This window comes from Herbaspirillum sp. WKF16, from assembly GCF_028993615.1.
Lineage (GTDB): Bacteria > Pseudomonadota > Gammaproteobacteria > Burkholderiales > Burkholderiaceae_D > Herbaspirillum.
The window spans coordinates 668,357-692,048 of the sequence record NZ_CP118632.1; the positions used below are offsets into that span (position 1 = coordinate 668,357).

General features: G+C 66.6%; 22 protein-coding genes. 7 read left to right on the plus strand and 15 right to left on the minus strand.

The features are described from left to right. The first annotated feature begins 282 nt into the window (after positions 1–282). The gene (locus tag Herbaro_RS02955) at positions 283–1,908 is read left to right on the plus strand and encodes an alkaline phosphatase D family protein (protein ID WP_275012355.1); all 1,626 of its coding nucleotides are present in this window, start codon (positions 283–285) and stop codon (positions 1,906–1,908) included. On the opposite strand, the gene Herbaro_RS02960 is transcribed toward Herbaro_RS02955, so the two are convergent. The 15 genes from Herbaro_RS02960 to leuS form a co-directional block, all read right to left on the minus strand. Continuing rightward, on the minus strand, positions 1,909–2,706 hold the full coding sequence (locus tag Herbaro_RS02960) for an IclR family transcriptional regulator (protein ID WP_275012356.1): 798 nt from the start codon (positions 2,704–2,706) through the stop codon (positions 1,909–1,911). 154 nt (positions 2,707–2,860) lie between these two features. Further along, on the minus strand, positions 2,861–3,586 hold the full coding sequence (locus Herbaro_RS02965) for an SDR family NAD(P)-dependent oxidoreductase (RefSeq protein WP_275012357.1): 726 nt from the start codon (positions 3,584–3,586) through the stop codon (positions 2,861–2,863). Between the two features lie 120 nt (positions 3,587–3,706). Continuing rightward, a complete protein-coding gene (locus Herbaro_RS02970; protein WP_275012358.1) occupies positions 3,707–5,011 on the minus strand; it encodes an MFS transporter in 1,305 nt (434 codons plus the stop codon). A 272-nt stretch (positions 5,012–5,283) separates the two neighbouring features. After that, the gene (locus Herbaro_RS02975; protein ID WP_275012359.1) at positions 5,284–6,018 is read right to left on the minus strand and encodes an SDR family NAD(P)-dependent oxidoreductase; all 735 of its coding nucleotides are present in this window, start codon (positions 6,016–6,018) and stop codon (positions 5,284–5,286) included. A gap of 2 nt (positions 6,019–6,020) precedes the next feature. Next, complete coding sequence (locus Herbaro_RS02980) at positions 6,021–6,548, minus strand: 2,4'-dihydroxyacetophenone dioxygenase family protein (RefSeq protein ID WP_275012360.1); 528 nt, start codon at positions 6,546–6,548, stop codon at positions 6,021–6,023. Positions 6,549–6,974: 426 nt separating this feature from the next. Next, positions 6,975–7,874: a LysR family transcriptional regulator gene (locus tag Herbaro_RS02985; protein ID WP_275012361.1), complete on the minus strand. Its 900-nt coding sequence runs from the start codon at positions 7,872–7,874 to the stop codon at positions 6,975–6,977. Between the two features lie 71 nt (positions 7,875–7,945). Then, entirely contained in the window at positions 7,946–8,776 is an 831-nt protein-coding gene (locus Herbaro_RS02990) for a dioxygenase family protein (RefSeq protein ID WP_275012362.1), read from the minus strand. 90 nt (positions 8,777–8,866) lie between these two features. Continuing rightward, on the minus strand, positions 8,867–9,280 hold the full coding sequence (locus Herbaro_RS02995; protein WP_275012363.1) for a DoxX family protein: 414 nt from the start codon (positions 9,278–9,280) through the stop codon (positions 8,867–8,869). A gap of 161 nt (positions 9,281–9,441) precedes the next feature. After that, positions 9,442–10,698 carry a THUMP domain-containing class I SAM-dependent RNA methyltransferase gene (locus tag Herbaro_RS03000; RefSeq protein ID WP_275012364.1) on the minus strand — a complete coding sequence of 419 codons (1,257 nt, stop codon included), beginning with the start codon at positions 10,696–10,698 and terminating at the stop codon, positions 9,442–9,444. A gap of 96 nt (positions 10,699–10,794) precedes the next feature. After that, the gene (locus Herbaro_RS03005; protein WP_275012365.1) at positions 10,795–11,400 is read right to left on the minus strand and encodes a 2-hydroxychromene-2-carboxylate isomerase; all 606 of its coding nucleotides are present in this window, start codon (positions 11,398–11,400) and stop codon (positions 10,795–10,797) included. Between the two features lie 70 nt (positions 11,401–11,470). After that, complete coding sequence (locus tag Herbaro_RS03010) at positions 11,471–11,896, minus strand: CopD family protein (RefSeq protein ID WP_275012366.1); 426 nt, start codon at positions 11,894–11,896, stop codon at positions 11,471–11,473. A gap of 107 nt (positions 11,897–12,003) precedes the next feature. Continuing rightward, positions 12,004–13,272 (minus strand): glutamate-5-semialdehyde dehydrogenase, encoded by a 1,269-nt coding sequence (locus Herbaro_RS03015; RefSeq protein WP_275012367.1) that lies wholly within the window; start codon positions 13,270–13,272, stop codon positions 12,004–12,006. A gap of 79 nt (positions 13,273–13,351) precedes the next feature. After that, positions 13,352–14,371 carry a DNA polymerase III subunit delta gene (holA, locus tag Herbaro_RS03020; protein ID WP_275012368.1) on the minus strand — a complete coding sequence of 340 codons (1,020 nt, stop codon included), beginning with the start codon at positions 14,369–14,371 and terminating at the stop codon, positions 13,352–13,354. Positions 14,372–14,387: 16 nt separating this feature from the next. Beyond that, positions 14,388–14,933 carry an LPS-assembly lipoprotein LptE gene (locus Herbaro_RS03025; RefSeq protein WP_275012369.1) on the minus strand — a complete coding sequence of 182 codons (546 nt, stop codon included), beginning with the start codon at positions 14,931–14,933 and terminating at the stop codon, positions 14,388–14,390. A 25-nt stretch (positions 14,934–14,958) separates the two neighbouring features. Then, complete coding sequence (leuS, locus tag Herbaro_RS03030) at positions 14,959–17,607, minus strand: leucine--tRNA ligase (protein WP_275012370.1); 2,649 nt, start codon at positions 17,605–17,607, stop codon at positions 14,959–14,961. Positions 17,608–17,882: 275 nt separating this feature from the next. On the opposite strand from leuS, the gene Herbaro_RS03035 reads away from it, so the two are divergent. The 6 genes from Herbaro_RS03035 to Herbaro_RS03060 all read left to right on the plus strand — a co-directional run bounded on the left by Herbaro_RS03035 (position 17,883) and on the right by Herbaro_RS03060 (position 23,630). Next, positions 17,883–18,941: a LacI family DNA-binding transcriptional regulator gene (locus Herbaro_RS03035; protein ID WP_275012371.1), complete on the plus strand. Its 1,059-nt coding sequence runs from the start codon at positions 17,883–17,885 to the stop codon at positions 18,939–18,941. Between the two features lie 75 nt (positions 18,942–19,016). Beyond that, positions 19,017–20,024, plus strand: coding sequence for an ABC transporter substrate-binding protein (locus Herbaro_RS03040; RefSeq protein WP_275012372.1), 1,008 nt, complete (start codon positions 19,017–19,019; stop codon positions 20,022–20,024). 20 nt (positions 20,025–20,044) lie between these two features. Further along, the gene (locus tag Herbaro_RS03045; RefSeq protein ID WP_275012373.1) at positions 20,045–20,920 is read left to right on the plus strand and encodes an ABC transporter permease; all 876 of its coding nucleotides are present in this window, start codon (positions 20,045–20,047) and stop codon (positions 20,918–20,920) included. A gap of 9 nt (positions 20,921–20,929) precedes the next feature. After that, on the plus strand, positions 20,930–21,733 hold the full coding sequence (locus tag Herbaro_RS03050; RefSeq protein ID WP_275012374.1) for an ABC transporter permease: 804 nt from the start codon (positions 20,930–20,932) through the stop codon (positions 21,731–21,733). Beyond that, on the plus strand, positions 21,730–22,806 hold the full coding sequence (locus Herbaro_RS03055) for an ABC transporter ATP-binding protein (RefSeq protein WP_275012375.1): 1,077 nt from the start codon (positions 21,730–21,732) through the stop codon (positions 22,804–22,806). The genes Herbaro_RS03050 and Herbaro_RS03055 overlap by 4 nt, the downstream gene beginning before the upstream one ends. Further along, on the plus strand, positions 22,803–23,630 hold the full coding sequence (locus Herbaro_RS03060; RefSeq protein WP_275012376.1) for a phosphodiesterase: 828 nt from the start codon (positions 22,803–22,805) through the stop codon (positions 23,628–23,630). Before Herbaro_RS03055 ends, Herbaro_RS03060 begins: the two co-directional genes overlap by 4 nt. Positions 23,631–23,692: the final 62 nt, after the last annotated feature.

The following is a 23,692-nucleotide window of genomic DNA, read 5'->3' on the forward strand; positions in this document are numbered from 1 at the left end:
CCCGGATTAAAGCAAGTTTCGTTCCATTTTGGTGAAAATTGTGCAGGTGTTTGATTTTAAAACCTTATTGCTGGAAGTTTCTTGCCGGGAAGATCGTGATTTGCACGAACTTCGTGCGAAACGGCCGGCTCGCCGGAGGGCGGGAGACTTTTTGGTGCGTCGATGGGATGGCCTGGAAATCTCCACAATCCATGAAAATCGTGGCAAGCACGGCCGGTTTCATCGAACGGTCACACCCGATTGCTAGATTGCAACGTCCTCATCCAGCCCACGGGAGTTGCCATGCCAGACCACAAGGATCCAGCTGATCGCGGCCGCCGCCGCTTCCTGCGCGACAGCGCCGTCGCCACCGCCGGGGCCGGCGCGTTGATTGCCGGCATGTCGCCGGCACAAGGGCAGTCCGCCGCCATCGTTACGTCGCAGCGATTGCGTCCGCAACTGCCGGCCGGCGTGATGAGCGGCGACGTTACCGGCGACTCGGCCATCGTCTGGAGCCGCGCCGACCGCAACGCGCGCATGCTGATCGAATATGCCGCCGATGAGAGTTTCGCCGACACCATCCGTCTCCAGGGACCGCTGGCGCTGGCGCGCAACGACTACACCGCGCGCATGGACCTGCGCGGCCTGCCCGCCGGCCGGCGCGTGTACTACCGCGTACGCTTCCAGGACCTGACGCATGAGTCGGCGCTGAGCGAGCCGGTGTCGGGCAGCCTGATGGTGCCGGCCGGCGCCCAGGAGGGCGCCGTCAGGGATGTCAGCTTTGCCTACTCCGGCGACGAGGCCGGCCAGGGTTGGGGCATCAACGAGGCCTGGGGCGGCTACCGCATCTATGAAAGCATGCGCCGTTTCCGTCCCGACTTCTTCATCCACTCGGGCGACCAGATCTACGCCGATGCTCCGATCCAGGCCGAGGTGAAGCTGGACGACGGCAGCCTGTGGCGCAACCTGGTCACCGAGGCCAAGTCGAAGGTGGCGCAGACGCTGGAAGATTACCGCGGCAATTTCGCCTACAACATGCTGGACGCCAACAAGCGCCGCTTCTGCGCGGAGGTGCCGTTCCTGGTGCAGTGGGACGATCATGAGGTGCGCAACAACTGGTATCCGGGGCAGGTGATCGGCAAGGAGGAGACGCGCTACGGCGAGCGCAGCCTGGATGTGCTGGCGGCGCGGGCGCGCCAGGCGATGTTCGAGCACAACCCTTTCCGCATCGACGGCGCCGATCCGCAGCGCGTCTACCGCGCCTTCAGGCACGGCCCCTTGCTGGAGGTGTTCATGCTGGACGAGCGCAGTTATCGGGGCGCCAACTCGGCCAATCGCCAGCAGGGCGGGCGCGGCGCCGATTTCCTCGGCCCGCAGCAGATGCGCTGGATCAAGCAGGCGCTGTTGCGTTCACGCTCGGTGTGGAAGGTGATCGCCAGCGACATGCCGATCTCCATCGTGGTGCCGGACCTCAACGCCGACGTGCCCAAGGGCACCTTCGAGGCCTGGGCCAACGCCGACAACGGCAAGCCGTCGGGGCGCGAGCTGGAGGTGGCCGAGCTGCTGCGCTTCATCAAGCGGCACGACATCAAGAACGTGGTGTGGGTGACGGCCGACGTGCACTACGCCTCGGCCACGCATTACGCGCCGGAGCGCGCGCAGTTCACCGATTTCAAGCCGTTCTGGGAATTCGTCGGCGGCCCGCTCAACGCCGGCACCTTCGGACCCGGCGAGATCGACCGGACCTTTGGGCCGGAGGTGCGCTTCGTCGGCATTCCGGCCGACATGAAGCAGAACCGCTCGCCGGCCGACCTGTTCCAGTTCTTCGGCATCGGAAAGATCGATGCGAAGACCCGGGCCCTGACGATGTCGCTGCACGACGTCGACGGCCGCGAGCTCTACAAGGTCGAGTTGCCGCCGGAGGCCTGATCAGCCGGGGCCGGCGAGCTTGCGCGAAATGTCGGCGCAGGTGTCCAGCAGGGGGCGGATGTAGGTCGCCTGCGCATCCTGCTGGCGCCGGAACAGCGGAATGCTGATGCTGATGCAGGCCGCCGGCACGCCGTCGGGGCCCATGATGGCGGCGCCGTAGCAGAAGATCTGCGCCTCGTTCTCTTCGCGGTCCTCGGCGTAACCGCGCCGTTGCGTGTCGCCGATCTCGGCGCGCAGCGCGGCCACATCGGTGATGGTGTGTTCGGTGAAGCGCTCCATGCGGATGGCGCCCATCAGGCGTTCACGCCGCTCCTCGTCCAGGCCGGCCAGGTAGGCCTTGCCGACCGAGCTTGAGTAAAGCGTCACGCGCGTGCCGATGCGCGAGGTCATGCGCACCGCCTGCGGGCTTTCCAGCTTCTCGATGTAGACCATGCCGGCGTCGCTGGGCAGGGCCAGGTGCACCGTCTCGCGGGTGGCGTCGCGCAGCGCGCGCAGGCTGTCGATGGCAGTGGCGCGGATGTCGCTGCGGTCCCAGGCGCGGCTGGCCAGGTTGATCAGGCGCGGGCCGACTTCGAACTGCCGGGTGCGCGGATTTTCCACTACCATGCCTTCGGCCATCAGCGCGGCCAGGATGCGGTAGACGGTGGGGCGCGGATAGCCCGACAGCGCGGCCAGCTGGGCGATGCTCAGCGGCGCGTCCTGGTCGGCGATCAGCTGCAGCACGGCCACGAACTTGGAGAAGGCGGCGGTGCCGGCGATCTTGGTCTGGTCTTCCGTGGCTTTGTCTTGTGCGGGCATGGAGGCGGCTGGGTTCGTTGCGGAGTCGTGGTTCGGCGGCAAATTATAGCGGAGCGCATTTGCCGCCCATGGGCGTTGCCATCATAAAAAAGCCCGCGCCGGCATGGAGGCGCAGGCGCGGGCAAATGGCATGCAAGGGTTACAGTGCCGCGGATCAGGCGACCAGGTAGCCGCCGTCCACCGGGACGATGGCGCCGGTCATGAAGGAGGCGGCCGGGGTGCACAGGAAGGCCACCACATTGCCGATGTCTTCGGGGGTGCCCCAGCGGCCCAGCGGGGTGCGTGCCAGGATCGGGCCGGAGCGCGCCGGGTCGTCCTGCAGGGCCTGGGTCAGCGGGGTGGCGATCCAGCCCGGGGCGACGGCGTTGACGCGGATGCCGTCGGCGGCATAGGCGATCGCCAGCGATTTGGTCAGCTGCGCCACGCCGCCCTTGCTGGCGCTGTAGCCCGGCACCAGGCCGCCGCCGAAGAAGCTCAGCATCGAGGCGGTATTGACGATGCACCCCTTGGACTGCTTCAGCAGCTCACGGGCGGCGGCGCATACGCGCATGGTGCCGGTCAGGTTGACTGCGATCACCTGCTCGAACACCTCGGTTTCCAGCTCGGCGCCGCGCTTGATGATGCCGGCGCAGTTGATCACGAAGTCGAGCTCGTCGATGCCGGCGATGGCACCGCGCACGCTCTCTTCCGAGGCCACGTTCATTTCCACCAGCGTCACGCCCGTGCCCTTGAATTCATCGGTGGCGAACGGCGGCAGCCCGGCGGCGATCACCTTGGCGCCCATGCCGGCCAGCTGGCGCGCGATGCCGCCGCCGATGCCTTGCGTGCCGCCGGTGACCAGCGCGGTCTTGCCCTTGAACAGATCGGGGGAGAAAGTCATGTCGTTTCCTTTACTTGAATGCGGGGGACTGGCTGGATGGCATCGCCGCCGTGGGCGGCGATGCCATCGGGTCAGGCTCCTGCGCATGCCGGGCGTGGGCCGCGGCATGCCGGCGCCGCATCAGGCGTGCGCGTCGATGGGTTTGTTGACCACGAACATGTAGACCAGTGCGGCGGCGAAGGCCACGGCCGCGCTGATCAGCAGCGCATTGACGAAGGAGTGGGTTTGATCCACCACCACGCCGGTGATCACCGGGGCCAGCGAGCCGCCCAGGTAGCCGCCGAAGTTCTGCATGCTGCCCAGCGACGCCACCAGGCGGCGCGGGATCGCCACCGAGACCAGCGCCCAGGCGCCGCCCGAAGCCATGTTCACGAAGGCCATGGCCAGCGAGATGTAGACGATCGCCATGGTGGTGCTCGGGGTGTAGGCGGCCGGGATGGTGAAGGCGCCGGCGCCGATCAGGCCCGCGCAGATCGGCCACTTGCGGCTGCGGATGGCAGGCATGCCGCGCTTCATCAGGCCGTCGGCGATGTAGCCCGAGGACAGCATGCCCAGCGTGCCGAAGATGTAGGGGATCACCACCACCCAGCCGGTGCGCGCGATCGAGAGATGGCGCTCATGCTCCAGGTAGGCCGGCAGCCAGGTCAGGTACAGCCAGACCATGTAGATCACGCCCATGAAGCCGAACAGCATGCCCCAGGTGGTGCGGTACTTGAACAGGCTCTTCCACTCGGACCAGGTCAGCTTGGCGTTGGCGTTCGGATCATTGTCGTTGTCGTCGGCCAGGTACAGGACTTCGGACGGCGTCAGCTCGACCTCGTTGCGGTTGCGGTAGAAGATGTACCAGCCCACCGACACGGCGATGCCCAGCAGGCCCATGATGACGAACATCATGCGCCAGCCGAAGGACAGCATCAGGATGGTCAGGATCGGCGGCGCCAGGGCCGGGCCGATGGTGGAGGAGGCCACGAAGATGCCGGTCGGGCCGCCGCGCTCGCGCATGGCGAACCACTCCGACACCACCTTGGCGCCGGCCGGGAACTGCGGCGCCTCGCCCAGGCCCAGGAACACGCGGGCCACCAGGAACTGCTGCAGCGAGTTGACGAAACCGCCCGCCAATTGCGCCACCGACCAGATGAACATGCCGGCGCCCAGCATCACGCGCGCGCCGAACTTGTCGAGCATGGCGCCGATGGGCAGTTGTGAGAAGGCGTAGGCCAGCGAGAAGGCCGACAGCAAGAGGCCCATCTGCGAGGCCGACAGGCCCAGCTCCTGGCTGACGGAATGGTTGGCGATGGACAGGGTGCTGCGGTCAAGGTAGTTGACGATGCCTGCCAGCATCAGGAACGTCAGGGCAATGACCTGGACGCGTTTGAGCCGGGGGCTCTTTTCCGGCCGGGCGGCCGGGTCTTTTTGAACTTCCATGAAATACGTCTCCAAAGTGAATGAGTAAGCCATTTGGTCGCTTCCTGCCCGACGCCGTCTTTGTCGCGGCGCTTGATGCGGAAAGCTATCTTGTTTGGAAGCGATGCTGTCGTCGCAGGCGTTGTGGATGCCGCCTGCGCGTCTGTGAGGGAATTTGCGTCCCGTCCGGCGCGGCGCTTACCCCCGTGGTATTTGCCGCGATCGCCCCTTGCCCGGATCATTCTCGCGGGCAGGCTGCGCGCAGCCTGCCCTTGTGTCGTCACGTCATTGCTTCAATACGTCGCGCGCCCGCCCGAGAGGTCGAACACGGCGCCGGTGTTGAAGGTGCAGGAGCCCGAGCATAGCCAGGCCACCATCTCCGCCACTTCGTCCACCGTGCCCAGACGGCCCATCGGACTCTTGTTGATCATGTTCTGCACGTGCGCCGGCGCCATCTGTTCCAGCAGCGAGGTCTTCACCGCCGCCGGCGCCAGGGCGTTGACCAGCACCCCGGCGTTGGCCAGTTCCTTGCCCAGCGACTTGGTCAGCGCCAGCACGCCGGCCTTGGCCGCGCTGTAGGCCGAGGCGTTGGGCGTGCCCTCCTTGCCGGCCAGCGAGGCGATGTTGACGATGCGGCCCGAGCCGGCGGCGCGCATGGCCGGCACCACGCTGCGGCAGGCGTGGAACACGCCCAGCAGGTTGACGTTGACGATGCGGTGCCACTCGGCCACGTCGTACTCGTCCAGCGGTACGGTGGAGCCGGCATAGCCGGCGTTGTTGACCAGGAAGTCGATGCGGCCGAAGTCGGCCACGAGCTGCCGCGCGGCGGCGTCGGTGGAGGCCGGGTCGGCGATGTCCACCTGGTACTGGCGGTACGGCGAGGCCGGATCGGCCTTCAGGTCCCAGCACGCCACCCGCGCGCCGGCGCGCGCCAGGCGCTCGCTGATGGCCGCGCCGATGCCGCCGTTGCCGCCGGTGACGACGGCCACGCAATCCTTGAAATCGTATTCGGCGTTGCGGTAGCCCATGCTCATCTCACGAACTGGTTGACGTAGTCGGCGCCCAGGCCGACCGCTTCGTAGTGCTTGCGGCACATTTCCAGCTTGGTGTAGACGTCCTCGTAGCCCTCGAACTTGCCCCAGGGATCGCAGTAGAACATCACGCCGGTGATGTGGAAGTAGGTGATCATTTCCTCGACGTCTTCCGGCACGTACAGGGTGTGCGTTTCGCCCGGCGGTTCGAACACGTAGCTGCCTTGCTCGGCGATCCACTTGTGCTCCAGGTAGCGCCACTTGCCCTTCAAGACCATGCCATGCACCGGCGCCGGATGGCGGTGGCGCGACAGCACGCCCGACTTGCGCACGCGCAGCAGGTTGGTCCAGTAGCCTTGCGACACGTTCAGGCACAGCGGGCGGAACCAGACGTTCTCGGCCTGCGGCACCCAGATGCGCTCATCCTCGGGGATCGCGGGGTTGACCACGATCTCCAGCGGGGCTTCCTTGGGATTGGGGTACTGGTACGGCATCAGCTTCGAATCGGCGGGCATGGTCGCGCTCATTGGGTTCTCCTCATGGGTTCAATTCGCAGGACTAATGTTCACTATATGGACATTTAGTCTGTAATGTGGTCACTTTGAGCGATCGCCAAACGTCTGTCAAGGCGGGATTTGCAGCCGGATCCAGCATGAAAACGAGCTGCACTTATTGACGGCCATCAAGCGCCGCCAGTTTTCATCCGGAAGACGGAGGGAGAAACGACATCCGGCACCGGTTATTAACGCGAGCCTGCGCTGCAGCCCGCCGACGAAAAGTGGCCGGGCGGCGACAAGCTTGCCGACCAATAGATTGGTAATACCAATTTATCGGAGGTCGAAGTGTAATCCAGTGCGGTGTGAAAACATCGCGCCGGAGCGATGAAAATTGCGCGTGCGCGCATTCATCCCAGCCGGCGGGAGCAAGGCGGCCGCAATGCGGCCGTGACGGGATCAGCCGTTCCAGTGCACCTGGCGGAAGGCCTCGGAGAGGAAGTCCAGCATGGCGCGCACCTTGGCCGGCAGGTGGGTGCGACTGGGATAGACCGCGTAGATGCCCAGTTCGGGCGAGCTGTAGTCGGTCAGGATGGGCACCAGCTGGCCGCTGCGCAGGTGCTGGTCGATCATGAAGGTGGGCTGGCGGGTGATGCCCACGCCGCCCAGCGCCGCCGCCACGCAGCTGTCGCCGTTGTTGACGTGCATGCGCGAATTCACCTTGACCGTGACCGGGCCCTCGGGGCCGGTAAACTGCCAGTCGTCCTTGCTGGCGTTGTAGCTGTAACTGATCGCCTGGTGCTGCGCCAGTTCATGCGGGTGCAGCGGCGTGCCGTGCTGTTCCAGGTAGGCCGGCGAGGCGCACACCTGCAGGTTGGTGGTGGTGAGCTTGCGGTGCACCAGCGTGGAGTCCGACAGGCGGGCGATGCGGATGGCCATGTCGAAGCCCTCGTCGATGATGTCGACGATGCGGTCCGACAGCGTGATGTCGAGCGCCACGCCCGGGTGGCGCTCCAGGAACATCGGCCACAGCGGCGCCAGGTGCAGCACGCCGAAGGTCTGCGGCGCGTTGATGCGCAGCAGGCCGGCAGGATTGGAGGCGCCGGCGGTCAGCAGGTCGTCGGCCTCTTCCAGGGCCGCTACGATTTGCTTGCAGCGCTCCAGGTAAAGCGTGCCGGCTTCGGTCAGCGACAGCCGGCGCGTGGTCCGCTGCATCAGGCGCGACCCCAGGCGCGCCTCCAGTTCAAGCACGGTGCGCGACACCGCAGCCTTGGAGATGCCGAGCGCGTCGGCGGCCTTGACGAAGCTGCCCAGGTCGGCCACCGCCACGAAGCATTCGATTTCCCGCAGTTTGTTCAAATTCCCTGTCCCCGCAATCCTGGAAATGGCGCCGCGCGAGCGCCGTTCCCGGGTTGGTGGGGACGAGTGGCTCAGGCGGCCGCCGGTAGTTGTGCCAGCAGTCTGGAGGCCGAGCCGAAGGCGAAGGCATCCATGCGCAGGCTATGATACGTCGAACCGCTGTCGAGGTGCACGAACTGCGTCCAATCGTCGGCCGCGCCCATGGCGAAGAACAGCGTGAGCAGGTGTTCGTCGCTGGGATGGGTGCGCACGGCGTGCGGCGCGGTGGTGCGGTAACCGAACAGTCCCTCGAGGTCGCCGGCGCGCATGCGGTCGAGGAACCAGTGCAGGAACTCGGCGGTATGCGGCGGTTCTTCCGCATCCGGATCGTTGCGGCGCAGTTCGCGCAGGTTGTGCGTGAAGCTGCCGGAGCCGACCAGCAGGATGCCCTCCTGCGCCAGCGGCGCCAGCAACCGGCCGACGCGGAAGTGGTAGTCGGGCGGCATGTGGGATTGCAGCGAGAGCTGGATCACCGGCACGTCGGCTTGCGGATAGAGATAGCGCATCGGCACCCAGGTGCCGTGGTCCAGGCCCCAACTGCCGTCGGCGCCGGCTTCCACGCCGCCGTCGCGCAGCAGGCGCGCCACGTGCTCGGCCAGGGCCGGCGCGCCGGGCGCGGGATAGTCGAGCTGGTAGAGCGCCTGCGGGAAGCCGCCGAAGTCATGGATCACCGGCGGCTTCAACTGGTTGCCCACGCGCGCGGTCACGGTTTCCCAATGCGGTGAGACGACTACGATGGCGCGCGGTTTGGGCAGTGCGACGCCGATGTCGGCGAGCAGCGGGCCGGTGCGGCCGGGTTCTACGGCCAGCATGGGCGAGCCGTGCGAGACGAACAGCGAGGGCAGGTGGTTGGTATCGGTCATGGCGGTGCTCCGAAGGCTGCGGCGCCAGGTGCGCCTTGCAGCATGCATCAAACTGAAATCATTAAAACATCAGGTGGCCCGGCGCGCTGGTCAGTTGCGCGCTTCGCGCTTGAGGGCATAGGCGCCGTCGCCCAGCAGGAACAACGCGACCAGGCCGACGATCCACAGCGCCAGGTATTCCCAGCCGCCGTGCGGATTGGTGAAGAAGAAACCGGCCGGGCCGTGCACCAGCACGATCGCGCCCAGCAGGTCCAGCGCCAGCGGAATGGCCAGCCAGCGGCCGTAGTAGCCCAGCACCAGCGCGATGCCGCCGACCACTTCCAGCAGCATCACCGGATAGGCCAGCCAGCCCGGCACGCCCAGCGAGGCGAAGAAGCCGGCGGCGCCGGCGGGTGTGAAGACGAAGATCTTCAGGGCCGCGTGGGCCAGGAAGAAGATGCCCATGGTCACGCGCAGCAGGAGGGCGGCGTAGTCGGCTTTGGTGTTGACGGTAACGGTAGTCATGTTTTCCCCGGATGAGTGTCGATCGGATGGCGTTGCCGGTCGGCGTCATGGCGCCGCCGGTGTCCTTTGACGACACTCTAGGGAAAGATGGGCGCCGGATAAACCGGCGCCGGCGGGATGGATCGTCCATGCTGCGTTGACAATCCGGCCCGCAGGCGCGCTCAGTCCTCGCCGTCGCGCGGCTGCGGCTTGGCCTCTTCGCGGCGGTTGTAGCCGGCCACCATGTCGAAGCGGAACAGGCGGCACTCCAGAGCGCCGTTGAAGAACGGCGTCTTGCGCGACTCCTTCAGGCGCATCAGCTTGGGCAGGCCCAGGTCGGCCGAGAACAGGAACACGCTCCAGCCGGCGAAGCGCTGCTTGAGGGTGGTGGAGAAGGCGCTGAAGAATTGTATGAACAGTTCCTCGGTGGGCAGGGCGCGGTCGCCGCGCACGCCGATACGTTCGCCATAGGGCGGGTTGGACAGCATGATGCCGACCAGCGGCCGGCCGTCGGCGCCGACCGGCGGCTTCACTTCCTGGGCCTCGATCTGCTTCAGCGGGATCTCGAACTGGATGCCGGCGCGGCGCAGGTTCTCGCGCGTGAGTTCGACCATGTCGCCCGAGATGTCGCTGCCGAACAGCGTCGGCGTGGTCGGCAGCGCATTGGGCTTGAAATCGCCCTTGATGGACAGCCAGGCCTCGGCGTTGAAGTTGCTGAATTTCTCGAAGGCGAAGCGGCGCCGCGCGCCCGGCGGCACGCCGGCCACCATTTGCGCGGCCTCGGCCAGGATGGTGCCGGAGCCGCACATCGGGTCGAACAGCGGCACGCCCGGCTTCCAGCCGGAGGTGCGCAGGAGGCCCGCGGCCAGGTTCTCGCGCAGCGGCGCGTCGCCGGTCTCTTCGCGCCAGCCGCGCTTGAACAGCGCCTCGCCGGAGGTGTCGAGGTAGACGGTGTAGTTGTGCGCGTCGACGAAGCCGGCGATGCGCATGTCGGGCGTCTTGGTGTTGACCGAGGGGCGCAGCTTCATCAGGTCGAGGAAGCGGTCGCAGATCGCGTCCTTGATCTTCAGGGTGGTGAATTCCAGGCTGCGCAGGGGCGACTTCACCGCGGTCATGTCGACGCGGATGGTGTGGTTGACCTTGAACCAGTCTTCCCAGGGCTGCGCCAGCGTCAGGTCATAGATGTCGTTTTCGGTCTTGTAGGCGCCGTGCGCCATGCGCAGCAGCACGCGGCTGGCGATGCGCGAATGCAGGTTCAGCTGGTAGGCCGCCAGGAGCGTGCCCGAGCAGTGCACGCCGCCCGGCACCTGGTTATGCACCTTGAGCGCGGCGGCCGGGCCGGCGTGGCCGGCGATCTCGTTGAGCTCTTCGGCCAGGGCGGCTTCCAGGCCGCGCGGGCAGGGGCAGAAGTAGGAGTAACTGGTTTGGAACGATTGCATGGGAGTACCTTTTGTCCGTAGTGAAACTGCTGTTGTCAAAAATGCAGACGCCGGGCCGCGGATGCGCGGCCCGGCGTCATTTTACCGCGCCAGACCTCAGGATCCGGCGAATGCGCGCTCGACGAAGTCCAGCCGGTCCTGGCCCCAGTAGCCTTCGCCCTGGTAGACGAACCACGGCGCGCCGAACACGCTGGCGGCGTTGGCTTCATCGGTGAAACGGTCGAACTCGGCCTGGGCGCTGGCGGTCTCGGAGGACTTCAGGAGCGCCGCGCCGTCGTGCTCCAGCGCGTTGGCGATCGCCACCAGGGTGTCGTTGTCGGCGATGTTCTTCTGGTCTTCCCACACGCCGCGCATCACCGCGCCGGCCAGCCTGAGCGCGGCGGCGGTGCCGTGCGCCAGCTGGCAGGCGATGATCATGCGCGCCGCGGTGTCGCTGTTGACCGGGAAATAGGTCGGCTGCAGGATCATCGGCTTGCCCAGGAACTCGCTCCAGCGCGCCAGCTCCTTCAAGCGGTAGGCCTGGCGCTGCGGCGCGCGCTTGGCCAGCGGCAGGCCGCCGGAGACGCCGAAGACCTTGGACAGGTCGAAGGGCTTGGGCAGGATCTGCACCTGGTATTTTTCGGCGAGCGCGACGAAACGGTCGTGGCCCAGGTAGGCGAACGGCGAATGCGGCGCGAAGAAGTATTCACAGACTTTGCTCATGACCGGCTCCGGATGGCTGATGAGAGTGGATGGTGTACGACCTGAAACCGAAACGACTTGATGCATGTATTCAGAACGGCTTGACCACGACCAGGATCACGATGGCCAGCAGCAGCAGCACCGGTACCTCGTTGAACCAGCGGAACCAGACGTGGCTGCGGGTATTCTTGCCCAGCTCGAACTTCTTGAGCAGCGAGCCGCAGGCATGGTGGTAGCCGATCACCAGCACCACCAGGAACAACTTGGCGTGCAGCCAGCCGTTGCCCGGACCCTTCCAGAACTGCCAGGTCACCGCCAGCAGCCAGGCGCCCAGCCCGAGCGCGGCCAGCGCGGTCATGCCGGTGAAACGGTACAGCCGGCGCGCCATGCCCAGCAGGCGCTCGCGCGCCACCAGTTCGGTTTCCTGCGCCAGGTTGACGTAGATGCGCGGCAGGTAGAACAGGCCGGCGAACCACGCGGCGATGAAGACGATGTGCAGGGCTTTGATCCAGAGCATGACGTTCCTTGACGATGGCGATGGGTGGGACACGCGGCGCCCGCCGTTGCCGAGGGGCATGATGGCGGCGCCGTGTGTCTGCCTGAAGACCTTACTGCGGGTGCTGCTTACTGGCGCACTTGCCCCTGGCCCAATACGACGTACTTGAGCGAGGTCAGGCCTTCCAGGCCGACCGGGCCGCGCGCGTGCAGCTTGTCGTTGGAGATGCCGATCTCGGCCCCCAGGCCGTATTCGAAACCGTCGGCGAAGCGCGTCGAGGCGTTGACCATCACCGAGGCCGAATCCACCTCGCGCAGGAAGCGCATGGCGCGCGTGTAGTCCTCGGTGACGATGCTGTCGGTGTGCTGCGAGGAGTGCGTGTTGATGTGCTCGATCGCTTCCTCGATGTCGGCCACCACCTTCACCGCCAGGATCGGCGCCAGGTATTCGGTGTCCCAGTCTTCGGCCACGGCGGCCTTGAGCAGCGGATAGCCGGCCAGGATCTCGGCGGCCTCGGCGTCGCAGCGCAGCTCCACGTCCTTGACGCGGTACAGCTCGGAGAGCGGCGGCAGGATGGCGGCGGCGACGCCGCGCGCCACCAGCAGGGTTTCCATGGTGTTGCAGGTGCCGTAGCGGTGGCACTTGGCGTTGAACGCCACGTCCAATGCCTTGCGCGCATCCGCCTTGTCGTCGATGTAGACATGGCAGATGCCGTCCAGGTGCTTGATCATCGGCACCTTGGCCTCCTTGATCAGGCGCTCGATCAGGCCCTTGCCGCCGCGCGGCACGATGACGTCGACGTATTCCTGCATCGTGATCAGCGCGCCCACCGCGGCGCGGTCGGTGGTCTCGACCACCTGCACCGCCTCTGTGGGCAGGCCGGCCCCGGCCAGGCCTTCCCTGACCAGCTTCGCCAGCGCCTGGTTGCAATGGATCGCCTCCGAGCCGCCGCGCAGGATGGTGGCGTTGCCGCTCTTGATGCACAGGCCGGCGGCGTCCACCGTCACGTTCGGGCGGGCCTCATAGATGATGCCGATCACGCCCAGCGGCACGCGCATCTGGCCGACCTGGATGCCGGTGGGGCGGTATTTCATGTTGCTGATCTCGCCGATCGGGTCGGGCAGGGCGGCGATCTGTTCCAGGCCTTCGGCCATGGTGGCGATGGCCTTGTCCGACAGCGTCAGGCGGTCCAGCATGGCCTCGGCCAGGCCGTTGGCGCGCGCCGCGTCCAGGTCCTTCGCATTGGCCGCGCGCAGCGCATCGGCGTCGCGCCGGATGGCGGCGGCGATCAGCAGCAGGGCCTGGTTCTTGGCGGCGGTGTCGGCGCGGGCCATGGCGCGCGATGCCGCGCGCGCCTGCTTGCCGATGCCGTTCATGTAGAGCTCGATGTTGTCCATGATGTCGTTTCTTTCCCGTTCATCGGCAGGGCGCTCGCGGCGGCGCTGCCGGCAAATCCTGTTGTCGATGTGATCGGCCTCAGCGGCCGCGCGCCAGCTTGAGGCCCAGCTGCGACAGCGCATCCCAGGGATCGCCGGCGAAGGCCTTGGCGCGCAGGCCCTTGACCATGCGGTCGATCAGCGCGGCCTCGCGCAGCGCGTTCTGCAGGGCCGGCAGGCTGATGCGGCGCAGCGCCGGCTCCATCAGCTTTTCGCGCGGTCCCCAGATGCGGTATTCCTTGAGCAGCGAGCCGACCGGCTTGCCCTGCGCCATGCCGGACTTGAGCTTGAGCAGCGTACGGATCTCCTCGGTCACCGCCCACAGCACCAGCGGCAGCGCCTCGCCTTCACCCTTCAGGCCTTCCATCATGCGCGTCAGGCGCGCGACGTCGCCGGAGAGCATGGCTTCGTTGAGCTTGAAGACGTCGTAGCGGGCCACGTTGAGCACCGCATCCTGCACCTGCTCGAAGGACAGCTTGCCGGACGGGTAGAGCAGGGCCAGCTTCTGGATCTCCTGGTGCGCCGCCAGCAGGTTGCCCTCCACGCGGTCGGCGATGAAATCCAGGCAAGGGCGGTCGGCGCTCTGCTGCTGGGCGGCCAGGCGGTTGCCGATCCAGCCTGGCAACTGGGCGCGCTCCACCAGCGGGATGTCGATGTAGACCGCCGCCTGCTGCAGCGCGCCGACCCAGGCCGCCTTCTGCGTGGCCCAGTCCAGCTTGGGCAGGGTGATGATGGTCAGGTTGTCCGGGCTCAAGCTGGCGGCGTAGTCCTGCAGCGCCGCGCCGCCATCCTTGCCGGGCTTGCCGGTGGGGATGCGCAGCTCGATCAGCTTCTTGTCGCCGAACAGCGATTGCGACTGGTTGGCCGCCAGCAGCTCGCCCCACTTGAAGCTGCGCTCGACCACCAGCACCTCGCGCTCGGTATAGCCGTTGGCGCGCGCGGCGCGACGGATCTTGTCGGCGGCTTCCAGCGCCAGCAGGTGCTCGTCGCTGGCGATCACGTACAACGGGGCAAGGTTCTTGCCGAGATGCGCGTCGAGGGCGTCGTGCCGCAGTTGCATGGTGTCGGCGCGCCGTTCAGTCGTTGCCGTCGGTGGCGGACTTTTCGGTCGCCAGGGCCGACTTCGAGGCCGACAGGCGGCGCAGGATCTGTTGCACCAGGTCGGACTGCATGTCGCGGTACAGCAGCGCTTCTTCGGATTGCTTGGCCAGCGCCTGGTTTTCGTCGTAGGTGATCACGCGGCGCAGGGTGATGGCGGTGGGCGGGATGATCACCGCGCCCTTGGCGTCGCTCACCGAGAAGGTGAAGTACTGGAACAGCGCGTACTCGCGCACCCGGCCGTTGGTGTTGAGCGTGAGCACCTGGTTGCCGCGGGTATCGTTGAGCACCTTGAGGTTGGCCTCGGCGCCGTCGCGGTCATCCACCACCTGGGCGCCGCTGGCGGCGAGGTTGCGCTTGAGCTCGACGCCCACCGGCGAGTTGGGGGCGAAGTCCATGTAGATGGTCTTGAACGGCAGGTCGGCCGCGCCGCGCAGGTGGAAGCCGCAGGCCGCCAGCGTCAGGCAGGCGGCCAGCATCGCCAGCCATTGCAGCGCGCGTTTGCTATGTCGGAAGGAGTGCATGGATATCCGTCGTTTGGGTTGAGCGTCAGACCACGATGTTGACCAGCTTGCCGGGCACCACGATCACCTTCTTGGGTTCACCGGTCAGGAATTTCTTGACGTCCTCGTTGGCCAGGGCGGCAGCCTCGATGGCGGCGCGGTCGGCCTCCTTCGGCACGGTCACGTCGCCGCGCAGCTTGCCGTTGACCTGCACCATCAGCTTGATCTCGCTTTGTTCCAGCGCGGCGGCGTCGACCTGCGGCCACTCGGCGTCGAGGATGTCGCCGAAGGCCTTGGCGTAGCCCAGTTCCTGCCACAGCACGTGGGTGATGTGCGGCGCCACCGGGTTGAGCACGCGCAGGAACACCGAGAAGCCTTCGGCGATCACGGCGTTGGCCGCCGCGCCGTCTTCCAGCTTGGCGCCTTCCAGCGTGTTGAGCATCTTCATGCAGGCCGAGACCACGGTGTTGTACTGGATGCGCTTGAAGTCGTGGTCGGCCTGCTGCAGCACCTTGTAGACCTCGCGGCGCAGTTCCTTCTGCTTGTCGTCCAGCGCGCCGGCGTCGAGCTTGCCGGCCGCGGCGATGCGGGCCGCGTTGTTGTGGCCGAAGGCCCAGACGCGGCGCAGGAAGCGGTTGGCGCCTTCCACGCCGGCGCCCGACCATTCCAGCGTCTGCTCCGGCGGCGAGGCGAACATGGTGAACAGGCGCGCGGTGTCGGCGCCGTACTGGTCGATCTGGGCCTGCGGGTCGATGCCGTTGTTCTTGGACTTCGACATCTTCTCGGTGCCGCCGATTTCCACCGGCTGGCCGTCGGACTTGAGCAGCGCCGAGACCGGCCGGCCCTTGTCGTCGAACGACAGCTCGACGTCCTCGGGGTTGATCCAGGTCTTCTTGCCGGACGCGTCTTCGCGGAAGTAGGTTTCGTTCAACACCATGCCCTGGGTGAGCAGGTTGGTGAAGGGCTCGTCGAACTTGACCAGGCCGAAGTCGCGCATGACCTTGGTCCAGAAGCGCGCGTACAGCAGGTGCAGCACGGCGTGCTCGATGCCGCCGATGTACTGGTCCATCGGCATCCAGTAGTCGTTGCGGCTGTCGACCATTGCCTTGTCGCTGCCCGGCGAGGTGTAGCGCATGTAGTACCAGGACGAGTCCACGAAGGTGTCCATGGTGTCGGTTTCGCGGCGGGCCGGCTTGCCGCAGCTGGGGCAATCGACCTTCAGGAACTGCTCGTGCTTGTTGAGCGGGTTGCCGCTGCCGTCCGGCACGCAGTCTTCCGGCAGCACCACCGGCAGGTCCTTTTCGGGCACCGGCACGTCGCCGCAATCCGGGCAGTGGATGATGGGGATCGGGGTGCCCCAGTAGCGCTGGCGCGAGATGCCCCAGTCGCGCAGGCGGAAGGTCACCTTCTTCTCGCCGACGCCCTTGGCGGCCAGGTCCGCAGCCACCGCGTCCACGGCGGCCTGGTAGTTCAGGCCGTCGTACTTGCCCGAGGCGATGGTCTTGCCGGCTTCCTTGTCGCCGTACCATTCTTCCCAGGCGTCGGTGGAGTAGGTCTTGCCTTCCAGCGCGATGACCTGCTTGATCGGCAGGCTGTATTTCTTGGCGAAGGCGAAGTCGCGCTCGTCGTGCGCCGGCACGCCCATCACGGCGCCGTCGCCGTAGGTGATCAGCACGTAGTTGCCGACCCAGACCTCGACCTTGTCGCCGGTCAGCGGATGGGTGACGTAGAGGCCGGTGGGCATGCCCTTCTTTTCCATCGTCGCCATGTCGGCTTCGATCACGCTGCCTTGCTTGCATTCGGCGATGAAGGCTTGCAGCGCGGGATTGTCCTGCGCCGCCAGCGTGGCCAGCGCGTGCTCCGGCGCCACGGCGCAGAAGGTCACGCCCATGATGGTGTCGGCGCGGGTGGTGAAGACGTACAGCTTGCCGTCGTTGACCGGGACGCCGTCGTCGCCCTTGATGTCATGCGGGAAGGCGAAGCGCACGCCGGTGGACTTGCCGATCCAGTTGGCCTGCATCAGGCGCACGCGCTCGGGCCAGCCGGGCAGCTTGGTCTCGACGTGTTCCAGCAGCTCGTCGGCGTAGTCGGTGATCTTGGCGTAGTACATCGGGATCTCGCGCTTTTCGATCAGCGCGCCCGAGCGCCAGCCGCGGCCGTCGATGACCTGCTCGTTGGCCAGCACGGTCTGGTCGATCGGATCCCAGTTCACGGTGCCGGTCTTCTTGTAGATGACGCCTTTCTCCAGCATCTTCAGGAACATCCACTGGTTCCACTTGTAGTACTCGGGACGGCAGGCGGTCATCTCGCGCGACCAGTCGATGGCCAGGCCCATCGACTGCATCTGCTTCTTCATGTAGTCGATGTTGGAGTAGGTCCACTGCGCCGGCGGCACGCCGTTGGCCATGGCCGCGTTCTCTGCCGGCATGCCGAAGGCATCCCAGCCCATCGGCATCAATACGTTGTAGCCGCTCATGCGCAGGTAGCGGTACATCACGTCGTTGATGGTGTAGTTGCGCACGTGGCCCATGTGCAGCTTGCCGGACGGGTAGGGCAGCATCGAGCAGGCGTAGAACTTCTTCTTGTCGCGGCCTTCCTTGTCGCGGGCGTTCTCGACGGTCTTGTAGGCGTCGATGGCGTTCCAATGCTGTTGTGCGGACTGTTCTACTTCGGCTGGGCTGTATTTATCTTGCATGACGTGAGAAGCGGTAATAAACGGTGGGACGCGATGGAATGCGGTTGGAATTCGAAACCCTGCATTATACCGGCTCGTTCCCCCGGGCGACGCAGTCCGGCGGCGATGCCGGGGCGCGGATGTAAAGACCGCCCGCCCGACGCGCGGCGCGCTTGCCTGGCGGCAATGTGCCGACTCCCGCCGGTGTTGCCGGGCGGACAAGCGCGCGAAGGTCATCAGGCCGTCATATTGGACAGGCACGATGTAATCGTTTTCATCTTCCTCGGGCGATTTCCGTGCGACCTTCCATCAAGCAAGTGGCCAACCTGGCCGGCGTGTCCATCGCCACCGTCTCGCGCCTGCTGAACAAACCGGGATCGGTCAGCGCGGAGACCGCCGAGAAGATCCATCGCAGCATCGAGCAGCTGGGCTTCCGGCCCAACTTCACCGGCCGCAACCTGCGCGCGGGCAATTCGCGCACCGTGGGCGTGGTGGTGCCGACGCTGTCCAACACGGTCTTTGCGCAATGCCTGCAGGGCATCGAACTGGCCGCGCGCGAGCTGGACTACTCGGTCATGTTCACCACCACCGAATACCTGCCGCAGGACGAGTCGGCCGCAGTCGAGCTGCTGCTGGGCCACCGCGTCGACGGCGTGATCCTGACGGTGGCCGACGCCGGCGCCAACGCCACGCTGGATTTGCTTGAGCGCGAGAAGATTCCCTTCGTGCTGACCTACAACCAATTGGCGCCGGCGGCCGAGGGCCAGGCCCAGTCGCGGGCCTCGGTTTCGGTCGACAACCGCGCCGCCGCCTGCGACGCGGTGGCGCACCTGATCCGGCTCGGCCACCGCCGCATCCAGATGCTGTCGGGCCGCTTCAATGCCTCCGACCGCGCGATCCAGCGCTACTACGGCTATCTCGACGCCATGCAGGCGGCCGGCCTGGCGCCGCTGCCGGCGATCGAGGCCGAGCATCACACGCTGACCGCGGCCGCCGACTACCAGCAAATGATGGCCGATCCGGCCCTGCGCCCGACCGCCCTGTTTTGTTCCAACGACCTGCTGGCCATGAGCGCCATGCGCGACCTGCGCGCGCTGGGCCTGCGCGTGCCGCGCGACATCTCGGTGATGGGCTTCGACGGCATCCCCGTGGGTGCGCTGATGGAGCCGGTGCTGGCCAGCGTGGTGCAACCCTCCGAGCAGATCGGCGACGTCGCCCTGCGCACGCTGGTGGCCGCCATCGAGCGCGGCGCCGCCGCCGCGGCCGCGGGCGGGGCGCCGGTTGCCGCCACGCGCCAGGTCTTGCCGCACACGGTGCGGGAGGGCGGCTCGGCCGCCGCGCCGGGCCAGCCGTGATGATCGTGTAGTGCTTTTATCCCAGTTGTTTTTCACCGTGTTTTTGTCATTCACCCTCAATGGAAAGGATCCGACATGTTCCTGAAACGTGTTGTTCAAACCGCCGCCGGCGCCTTGCTGCTGACCGCATCCATCGCCGCTTCCGCGCAGACCGCGATCTGCTACAACTGTCCGCCGGAGTGGGCCGACTGGGCCGCCCAGATCAAGGCGATCAAGGACAAGACCGGCGTCACCGTGCCGCCCGACAACAAGAACAGCGGCCAGGCGCTGGCGCAGCTGACGGCCGAGAAGGCCAGCCCGGTGGCGGACTTCACCTACCTGGGCGTGTCCTTCGGCATCGAGGCGAAGGGCAAGGACCTGGTCGCGCCGTACAAGCCGGCCAACTGGAACGACATTCCCAACGGCCTGAAGGATCCGGACGGCTACTGGTTCACCATCCACTCCGGCACCATGGGCATCATGGTCAACGTCGACGCCTTGAAGGGCAAGCCGGTGCCGAAGTCCTGGGCCGACCTGCAAAAGCCTGAATACAAGGGCCTGATCGGCTACCTCGACCCGGCTTCGGCCTTCGTCGGCTACGTCGGCGCGGTCGCCATCAACCAGGCGCTGGGCGGCTCGCTGGACGACTTCTCGCCGGCCATCGCCTACTTCAAGAACCTGCAAAAGAACCAGCCCATCGTTCCCAAGCAGACCTCGTATGCGCGCCTGATCTCGGGCGAGATCCCCATCCTGCTGGGCTATGACTTCGACGCCTACCGCGCCAAGTACAAGGACCACGCCAATGTCGCCTTCGTGATCCCCAGCGAAGGCACCGTGACCGTGCCCTACGTGGTGTCGCTGGTGAAGAACGCGCCGCACCAGGCCGATGCCAGGAAGGTGCTGGACTTCCTGTTGTCCGACCAGGGCCAGGCCATCTGGGCCAACGCCTACCTGCGCCCGGTGCGCGCCTCGGCCATGTCCAAGGAAGCCGAGTCGCGCTTCCTGCCGGCCGCCGAGTACGCCCGCGCCAAGTCGGTGGACTATGGCAAGATGGCTGAAGCCCAGCGCAAGTTCGGCGAGCGTTACCTGGCGGAAGTGCGCTGATGCAACTTGCAGGACAGACCATGAACACCGTGCTCCCAACGTCCACCGCCGGCAAGCCGGCCGCAAGCGGCCGCCCGCGCACCCGTCCGGACCATGTCTGGCTGTGGTTCGCGGCGCCCGGCCTGAGCATCTTCTGCGCCTTCTGGCTGCTGCCGATGGCGCGCCTGCTGGGCGTGGGCGCATCGGGCCCTGACGGCGCGGCGGCGTACCTGGCGGTGCTCACCAACCGCCATTACTTCACCAGCCTGGTGTCGACGCTGGCGCTGTCGGCCGCGGTGACCCTGGCCACGCTGGCGATCTCGGTGTTCGTGGGCCTGTTCCTGCAGCGCAACCGTTTTGCCGGCCAGTCGCTGCTGCTGGCCATGCTGACCTTCCCGCTGGCCTTCCCCGGCGTGGTGGTCGGCTTCATGGTGATCATGCTGGCCGGCCGCCAGGGATTGATCGGCGCTTTCACCGGCTGGCTGTTCGGCGACTCGCTGGTGTTCGCCTATTCGCTGCCGGGGCTGTTCCTGGGTTACCTGTATTTCTCGATCCCGCGCGTGATCCTGACCGTGGTGGCCGCCGCCGAAAAGCTCGACCCCTCGCTGGAAGAGGCGGCCCGCTCCCTGGGCGCCAGGCCGCGCCAGATACTGGCGCACGTGGTGCTGCCGGCGCTGTCGCCGGCGCTGGTCTCGTCGGGCGCTATCTGCTTCGCCACCAGCGTCGGCGCCTTCGGCACCGCCTTCACGCTGGCGGCCAACATCGACGTGCTGCCCATGACGATCTATAACGAATTCACCGGCTACGCCAACTTCGCCACCGCCGCCTCGCTGTCCATCGTGCTGGGCGCGATCACCTGGCTGGTGCTGGCGCTGGCGCGTTCGCTGAGCGGCAGCGGCGTGGCCGCAGCGGCATAAGGAGCGGCGATGAAACGCAATATCCGCTTCTACGCGCAACTGGGCTTCACGCTCCTGGTCTGCGCCTTCCTGGTGGTGCCGGTGCTGCTGTCCATGCTGGCCGGCGTGACCGAGAACTTCTTCGTCGGCCTCTCCAGCGGGCTGACGCTGCGCTGGGTGGCGCAGGTGTGGGAGATGTACCAGCCCACCATCTGGCGCTCGGTCGCCATCGCGCTGGCCTGCCTGGCCGTGACGGTTGTCGTCGGCGTGCCGCTGGCCTACATGCTGGCGCGCTACAAGGGCGGCAAGAGCTTCCTGGCGCGCGCCATCGAGGAACTGCTGATGATGCCGGTCGCCGTGCCCGGCCTGGCCACGGCGCTGGCGCTGATCATGGCCTACGGCCAGTACCGCCAGTTCCGCGCCAGCATCGCCTTCATCCTGGTCGGGCATGTGCTGTTCACGCTGCCCTTCATGGTGCGCCCGGTGCTGGCGGTGATGCAGTCCTCGCAGCTGGCCCAGCTGGAAGAGGCCGCGGCCAGCCTCGGCGCCGGCATGATGCGGCGCTTCTTCGGCATCGTCATCCCCAACGTCGCCTCCGGCATCCTGGCCGGCGCGCTGATGGTGGTCACGTTGTCGATCGGCGAATTCAACATCACCTGGATGTTGCATACGCCGCTGACCCAGACCCTGCCGGTGGGCCTGGCCGACGCCTACGCCTCGATGCGGCTGGAGGTCGGTTCGGCCTATACCTTGATTTTCTTTTTCATGATCATCCCGCTGTTGATCGGCATGCAGTGGGTGACCCAGGCGACACGCAAGAGAGTTAGTTTATGAAGCAAGCTGTTTCGATACGATTGACGCAATGCGCCAAGTCCTTTGCCAACGGTACGCGCGCGCTGCAGCCGCTCGACCTTGAGATCCGCGCCGGCGAGACGCTGGTGCTGCTGGGCCCTTCCGGCTGCGGCAAGACCACCACGCTGCGCATGATCGCCGGGCTGGAGTTCCCCGACGAAGGCGGCCGCGTGCAGTTCGGCGAGGAGGACGTCACCGGCCTGCCGATCGAGAAGCGCGGCGTCGGCATGGTGTTCCAGAACTACGCGCTGTTCCCCAACATGACGGTGGGCGAGAACATCGCCTACGGCATGAAGATCCGCGGCATCCCGGCCGAAGAGCGCGCCGAGCGCGTCGAACGCCTGTTGGGGATGGTGCATCTGCAAGGCCTGTCGCACCGTCGCGTGGACCAGCTCTCGGGCGGCCAGAAGCAGCGCGTGGCGCTGGCCCGCGCGCTGGCGGTGGAACCCAAGGTGCTGTTGCTGGACGAGCCGCTGACCGCGCTCGACGCCAAGCTGCGCGAAGCCGTGCGCAGCGACCTGAACCAACTGCTGCGCAAGCTCGGCATCACCGCCGTCTACGTCACCCACGACCAGGGCGAAGCGATGGCGCTGGGCGACCGCATCGTGGTCATGGAACGCGGCAAGATCTCGCAGATCGGCAGCCCGCAGGACATCTACTATTGCCCGGCCAACGCCTTCGTGGCCGAGTTCATCGGCGCCATGAACCGCGTCGAGGGCATCGCTTCGGGCGGGCGCCTGCGGCTGCCCGCCGGTAGCCTGCCGTTGCCGGACGACGCGGCCGAAGGCCAGCCGGCAACCGCCATGTTCCGGCCCGAGGACGTGCAGGTGCTGGAGCCCGAGGATGCCGCCGGCGACACGCTGCGCGGCGCCATCGTCAATACCTTTTTCATGGGCGACCGCACCCGCTTCGAGATCGACATCGGCGCACAGCGCGCGCTGGTCGCCGAGACCAGCCGGCGCGGCGTGTGGCAGCCGGGGCAGCGCGTGGCGCTGTCGGTGCCGGCCTCGGCGCTGGTGAAGGTGCCGGCCGCGCCGGGCAAGGAGGCAGCATGATACTGGGACAGATTTCCGACCTGCACATCAAGACCGACGGCAAGAAGTCCTACCGCGTGGTGGATACGGCGGAGAGCCTGCGGCGCTGCGTGGCGCAGGTCAATGCCTTGAAGCAGCGGCCGGACGTGGTGGTGTTCACCGGCGACCTGGTCGATTTCGGCAAGCCGTCGGAGTATGAATTCTTGCGCCGCCTGCTGGCGCCGCTGGCCATGCCTTACTACCTGCTGCCGGGCAACCACGACGAGCGCGCCGCGCTGCGCGCGGCCTTTCCCGACCATGCCTACCTGCAGCAAGGCGGCGATCGCATCGAGTATGTGATCGAGGATCATGCCGTTCGCATCGTCGCGTTGGATACGGTGATCCCGCGTTCCAGCAAGGGGGCGTTGTCGCCTGCCAGCCTGCGCTGGCTTGACGATGTGCTGGCGGCCGAACCCGATCGGCCCACCGTGATCGCGATGCACCACCCGCCGTTCACCACCGGGATCGGGCATATGGACGAGATCGGGCTGGCGCGTTCCGACGTGCAGGCGCTGGAGGCGGTGGTGCGCAAGCATCCGCAGGTCGAGCGCGTGCTGTGCGGGCATTTGCATCGCTCCATCCAGCGCCGCTTTGGCGGGACGCTGGCGTCCACTTGCCCGGGCGTATCGCATCAGGTGGTGCTGGATCTGGATCCCGCCGCGCCGTCCTGCTTCGTGATGGAGCCGCCGGGGTTCCAGTTGCATTGGTGGGATGAGGCCTCGCGGGGTTTGGTCAGCCATACGGCTTCCATCGGCGAGTTTGAGGGGCCTTATCCGTTCTACGATGGGGATGAGCTGATCGACTGAGTGAGTTCTTCCGGGACGGGCAGCCTGGCCTTGCCGCTTGATCAGGCTCGGCTGCGCAATCG

What these genes read in the sequence shown, in the direction of transcription:
- Herbaro_RS03055 (WP_275012375.1), top strand. Translation starts at nt 21,730, where the DNA reads ATGAAGCAAGCTGTTTCGATACGATTGACGCAATGCGCCAAGTCCTTT.
- Herbaro_RS03040 (WP_275012372.1), top strand. Translation starts at nt 19,017, where the DNA reads ATGTTCCTGAAACGTGTTGTTCAAACCGCCGCCGGCGCCTTGCTGCTG.
- Herbaro_RS03045 (WP_275012373.1), top strand. Translation starts at nt 20,045, where the DNA reads ATGAACACCGTGCTCCCAACGTCCACCGCCGGCAAGCCGGCCGCAAGC.
- Herbaro_RS02980 (WP_275012360.1), bottom strand. Translation starts at nt 6,548, where the DNA reads ATGAGCGCGACCATGCCCGCCGATTCGAAGCTGATGCCGTACCAGTAC.
- holA (WP_275012368.1), bottom strand. Translation starts at nt 14,371, where the DNA reads ATGCAACTGCGGCACGACGCCCTCGACGCGCATCTCGGCAAGAACCTT.
- Herbaro_RS03060 (WP_275012376.1), top strand. Translation starts at nt 22,803, where the DNA reads ATGATACTGGGACAGATTTCCGACCTGCACATCAAGACCGACGGCAAG.
- Herbaro_RS03015 (WP_275012367.1), bottom strand. Translation starts at nt 13,272, where the DNA reads ATGGACAACATCGAGCTCTACATGAACGGCATCGGCAAGCAGGCGCGC.
- Herbaro_RS02995 (WP_275012363.1), bottom strand. Translation starts at nt 9,280, where the DNA reads ATGACTACCGTTACCGTCAACACCAAAGCCGACTACGCCGCCCTCCTG.
- Herbaro_RS02990 (WP_275012362.1), bottom strand. Translation starts at nt 8,776, where the DNA reads ATGACCGATACCAACCACCTGCCCTCGCTGTTCGTCTCGCACGGCTCG.
- Herbaro_RS03005 (WP_275012365.1), bottom strand. Translation starts at nt 11,400, where the DNA reads ATGAGCAAAGTCTGTGAATACTTCTTCGCGCCGCATTCGCCGTTCGCC.
- Herbaro_RS03025 (WP_275012369.1), bottom strand. Translation starts at nt 14,933, where the DNA reads ATGCACTCCTTCCGACATAGCAAACGCGCGCTGCAATGGCTGGCGATG.
- Herbaro_RS03010 (WP_275012366.1), bottom strand. Translation starts at nt 11,896, where the DNA reads ATGCTCTGGATCAAAGCCCTGCACATCGTCTTCATCGCCGCGTGGTTC.
- Herbaro_RS02955 (WP_275012355.1), top strand. Translation starts at nt 283, where the DNA reads ATGCCAGACCACAAGGATCCAGCTGATCGCGGCCGCCGCCGCTTCCTG.
- leuS (WP_275012370.1), bottom strand. Translation starts at nt 17,607, where the DNA reads ATGCAAGATAAATACAGCCCAGCCGAAGTAGAACAGTCCGCACAACAG.
- Herbaro_RS02970 (WP_275012358.1), bottom strand. Translation starts at nt 5,011, where the DNA reads ATGGAAGTTCAAAAAGACCCGGCCGCCCGGCCGGAAAAGAGCCCCCGG.
- Herbaro_RS02965 (WP_275012357.1), bottom strand. Translation starts at nt 3,586, where the DNA reads ATGACTTTCTCCCCCGATCTGTTCAAGGGCAAGACCGCGCTGGTCACC.
- Herbaro_RS02960 (WP_275012356.1), bottom strand. Translation starts at nt 2,706, where the DNA reads ATGCCCGCACAAGACAAAGCCACGGAAGACCAGACCAAGATCGCCGGC.
- Herbaro_RS03050 (WP_275012374.1), top strand. Translation starts at nt 20,930, where the DNA reads ATGAAACGCAATATCCGCTTCTACGCGCAACTGGGCTTCACGCTCCTG.
- Herbaro_RS02975 (WP_275012359.1), bottom strand. Translation starts at nt 6,018, where the DNA reads ATGGGCTACCGCAACGCCGAATACGATTTCAAGGATTGCGTGGCCGTC.
- Herbaro_RS03000 (WP_275012364.1), bottom strand. Translation starts at nt 10,698, where the DNA reads ATGCAATCGTTCCAAACCAGTTACTCCTACTTCTGCCCCTGCCCGCGC.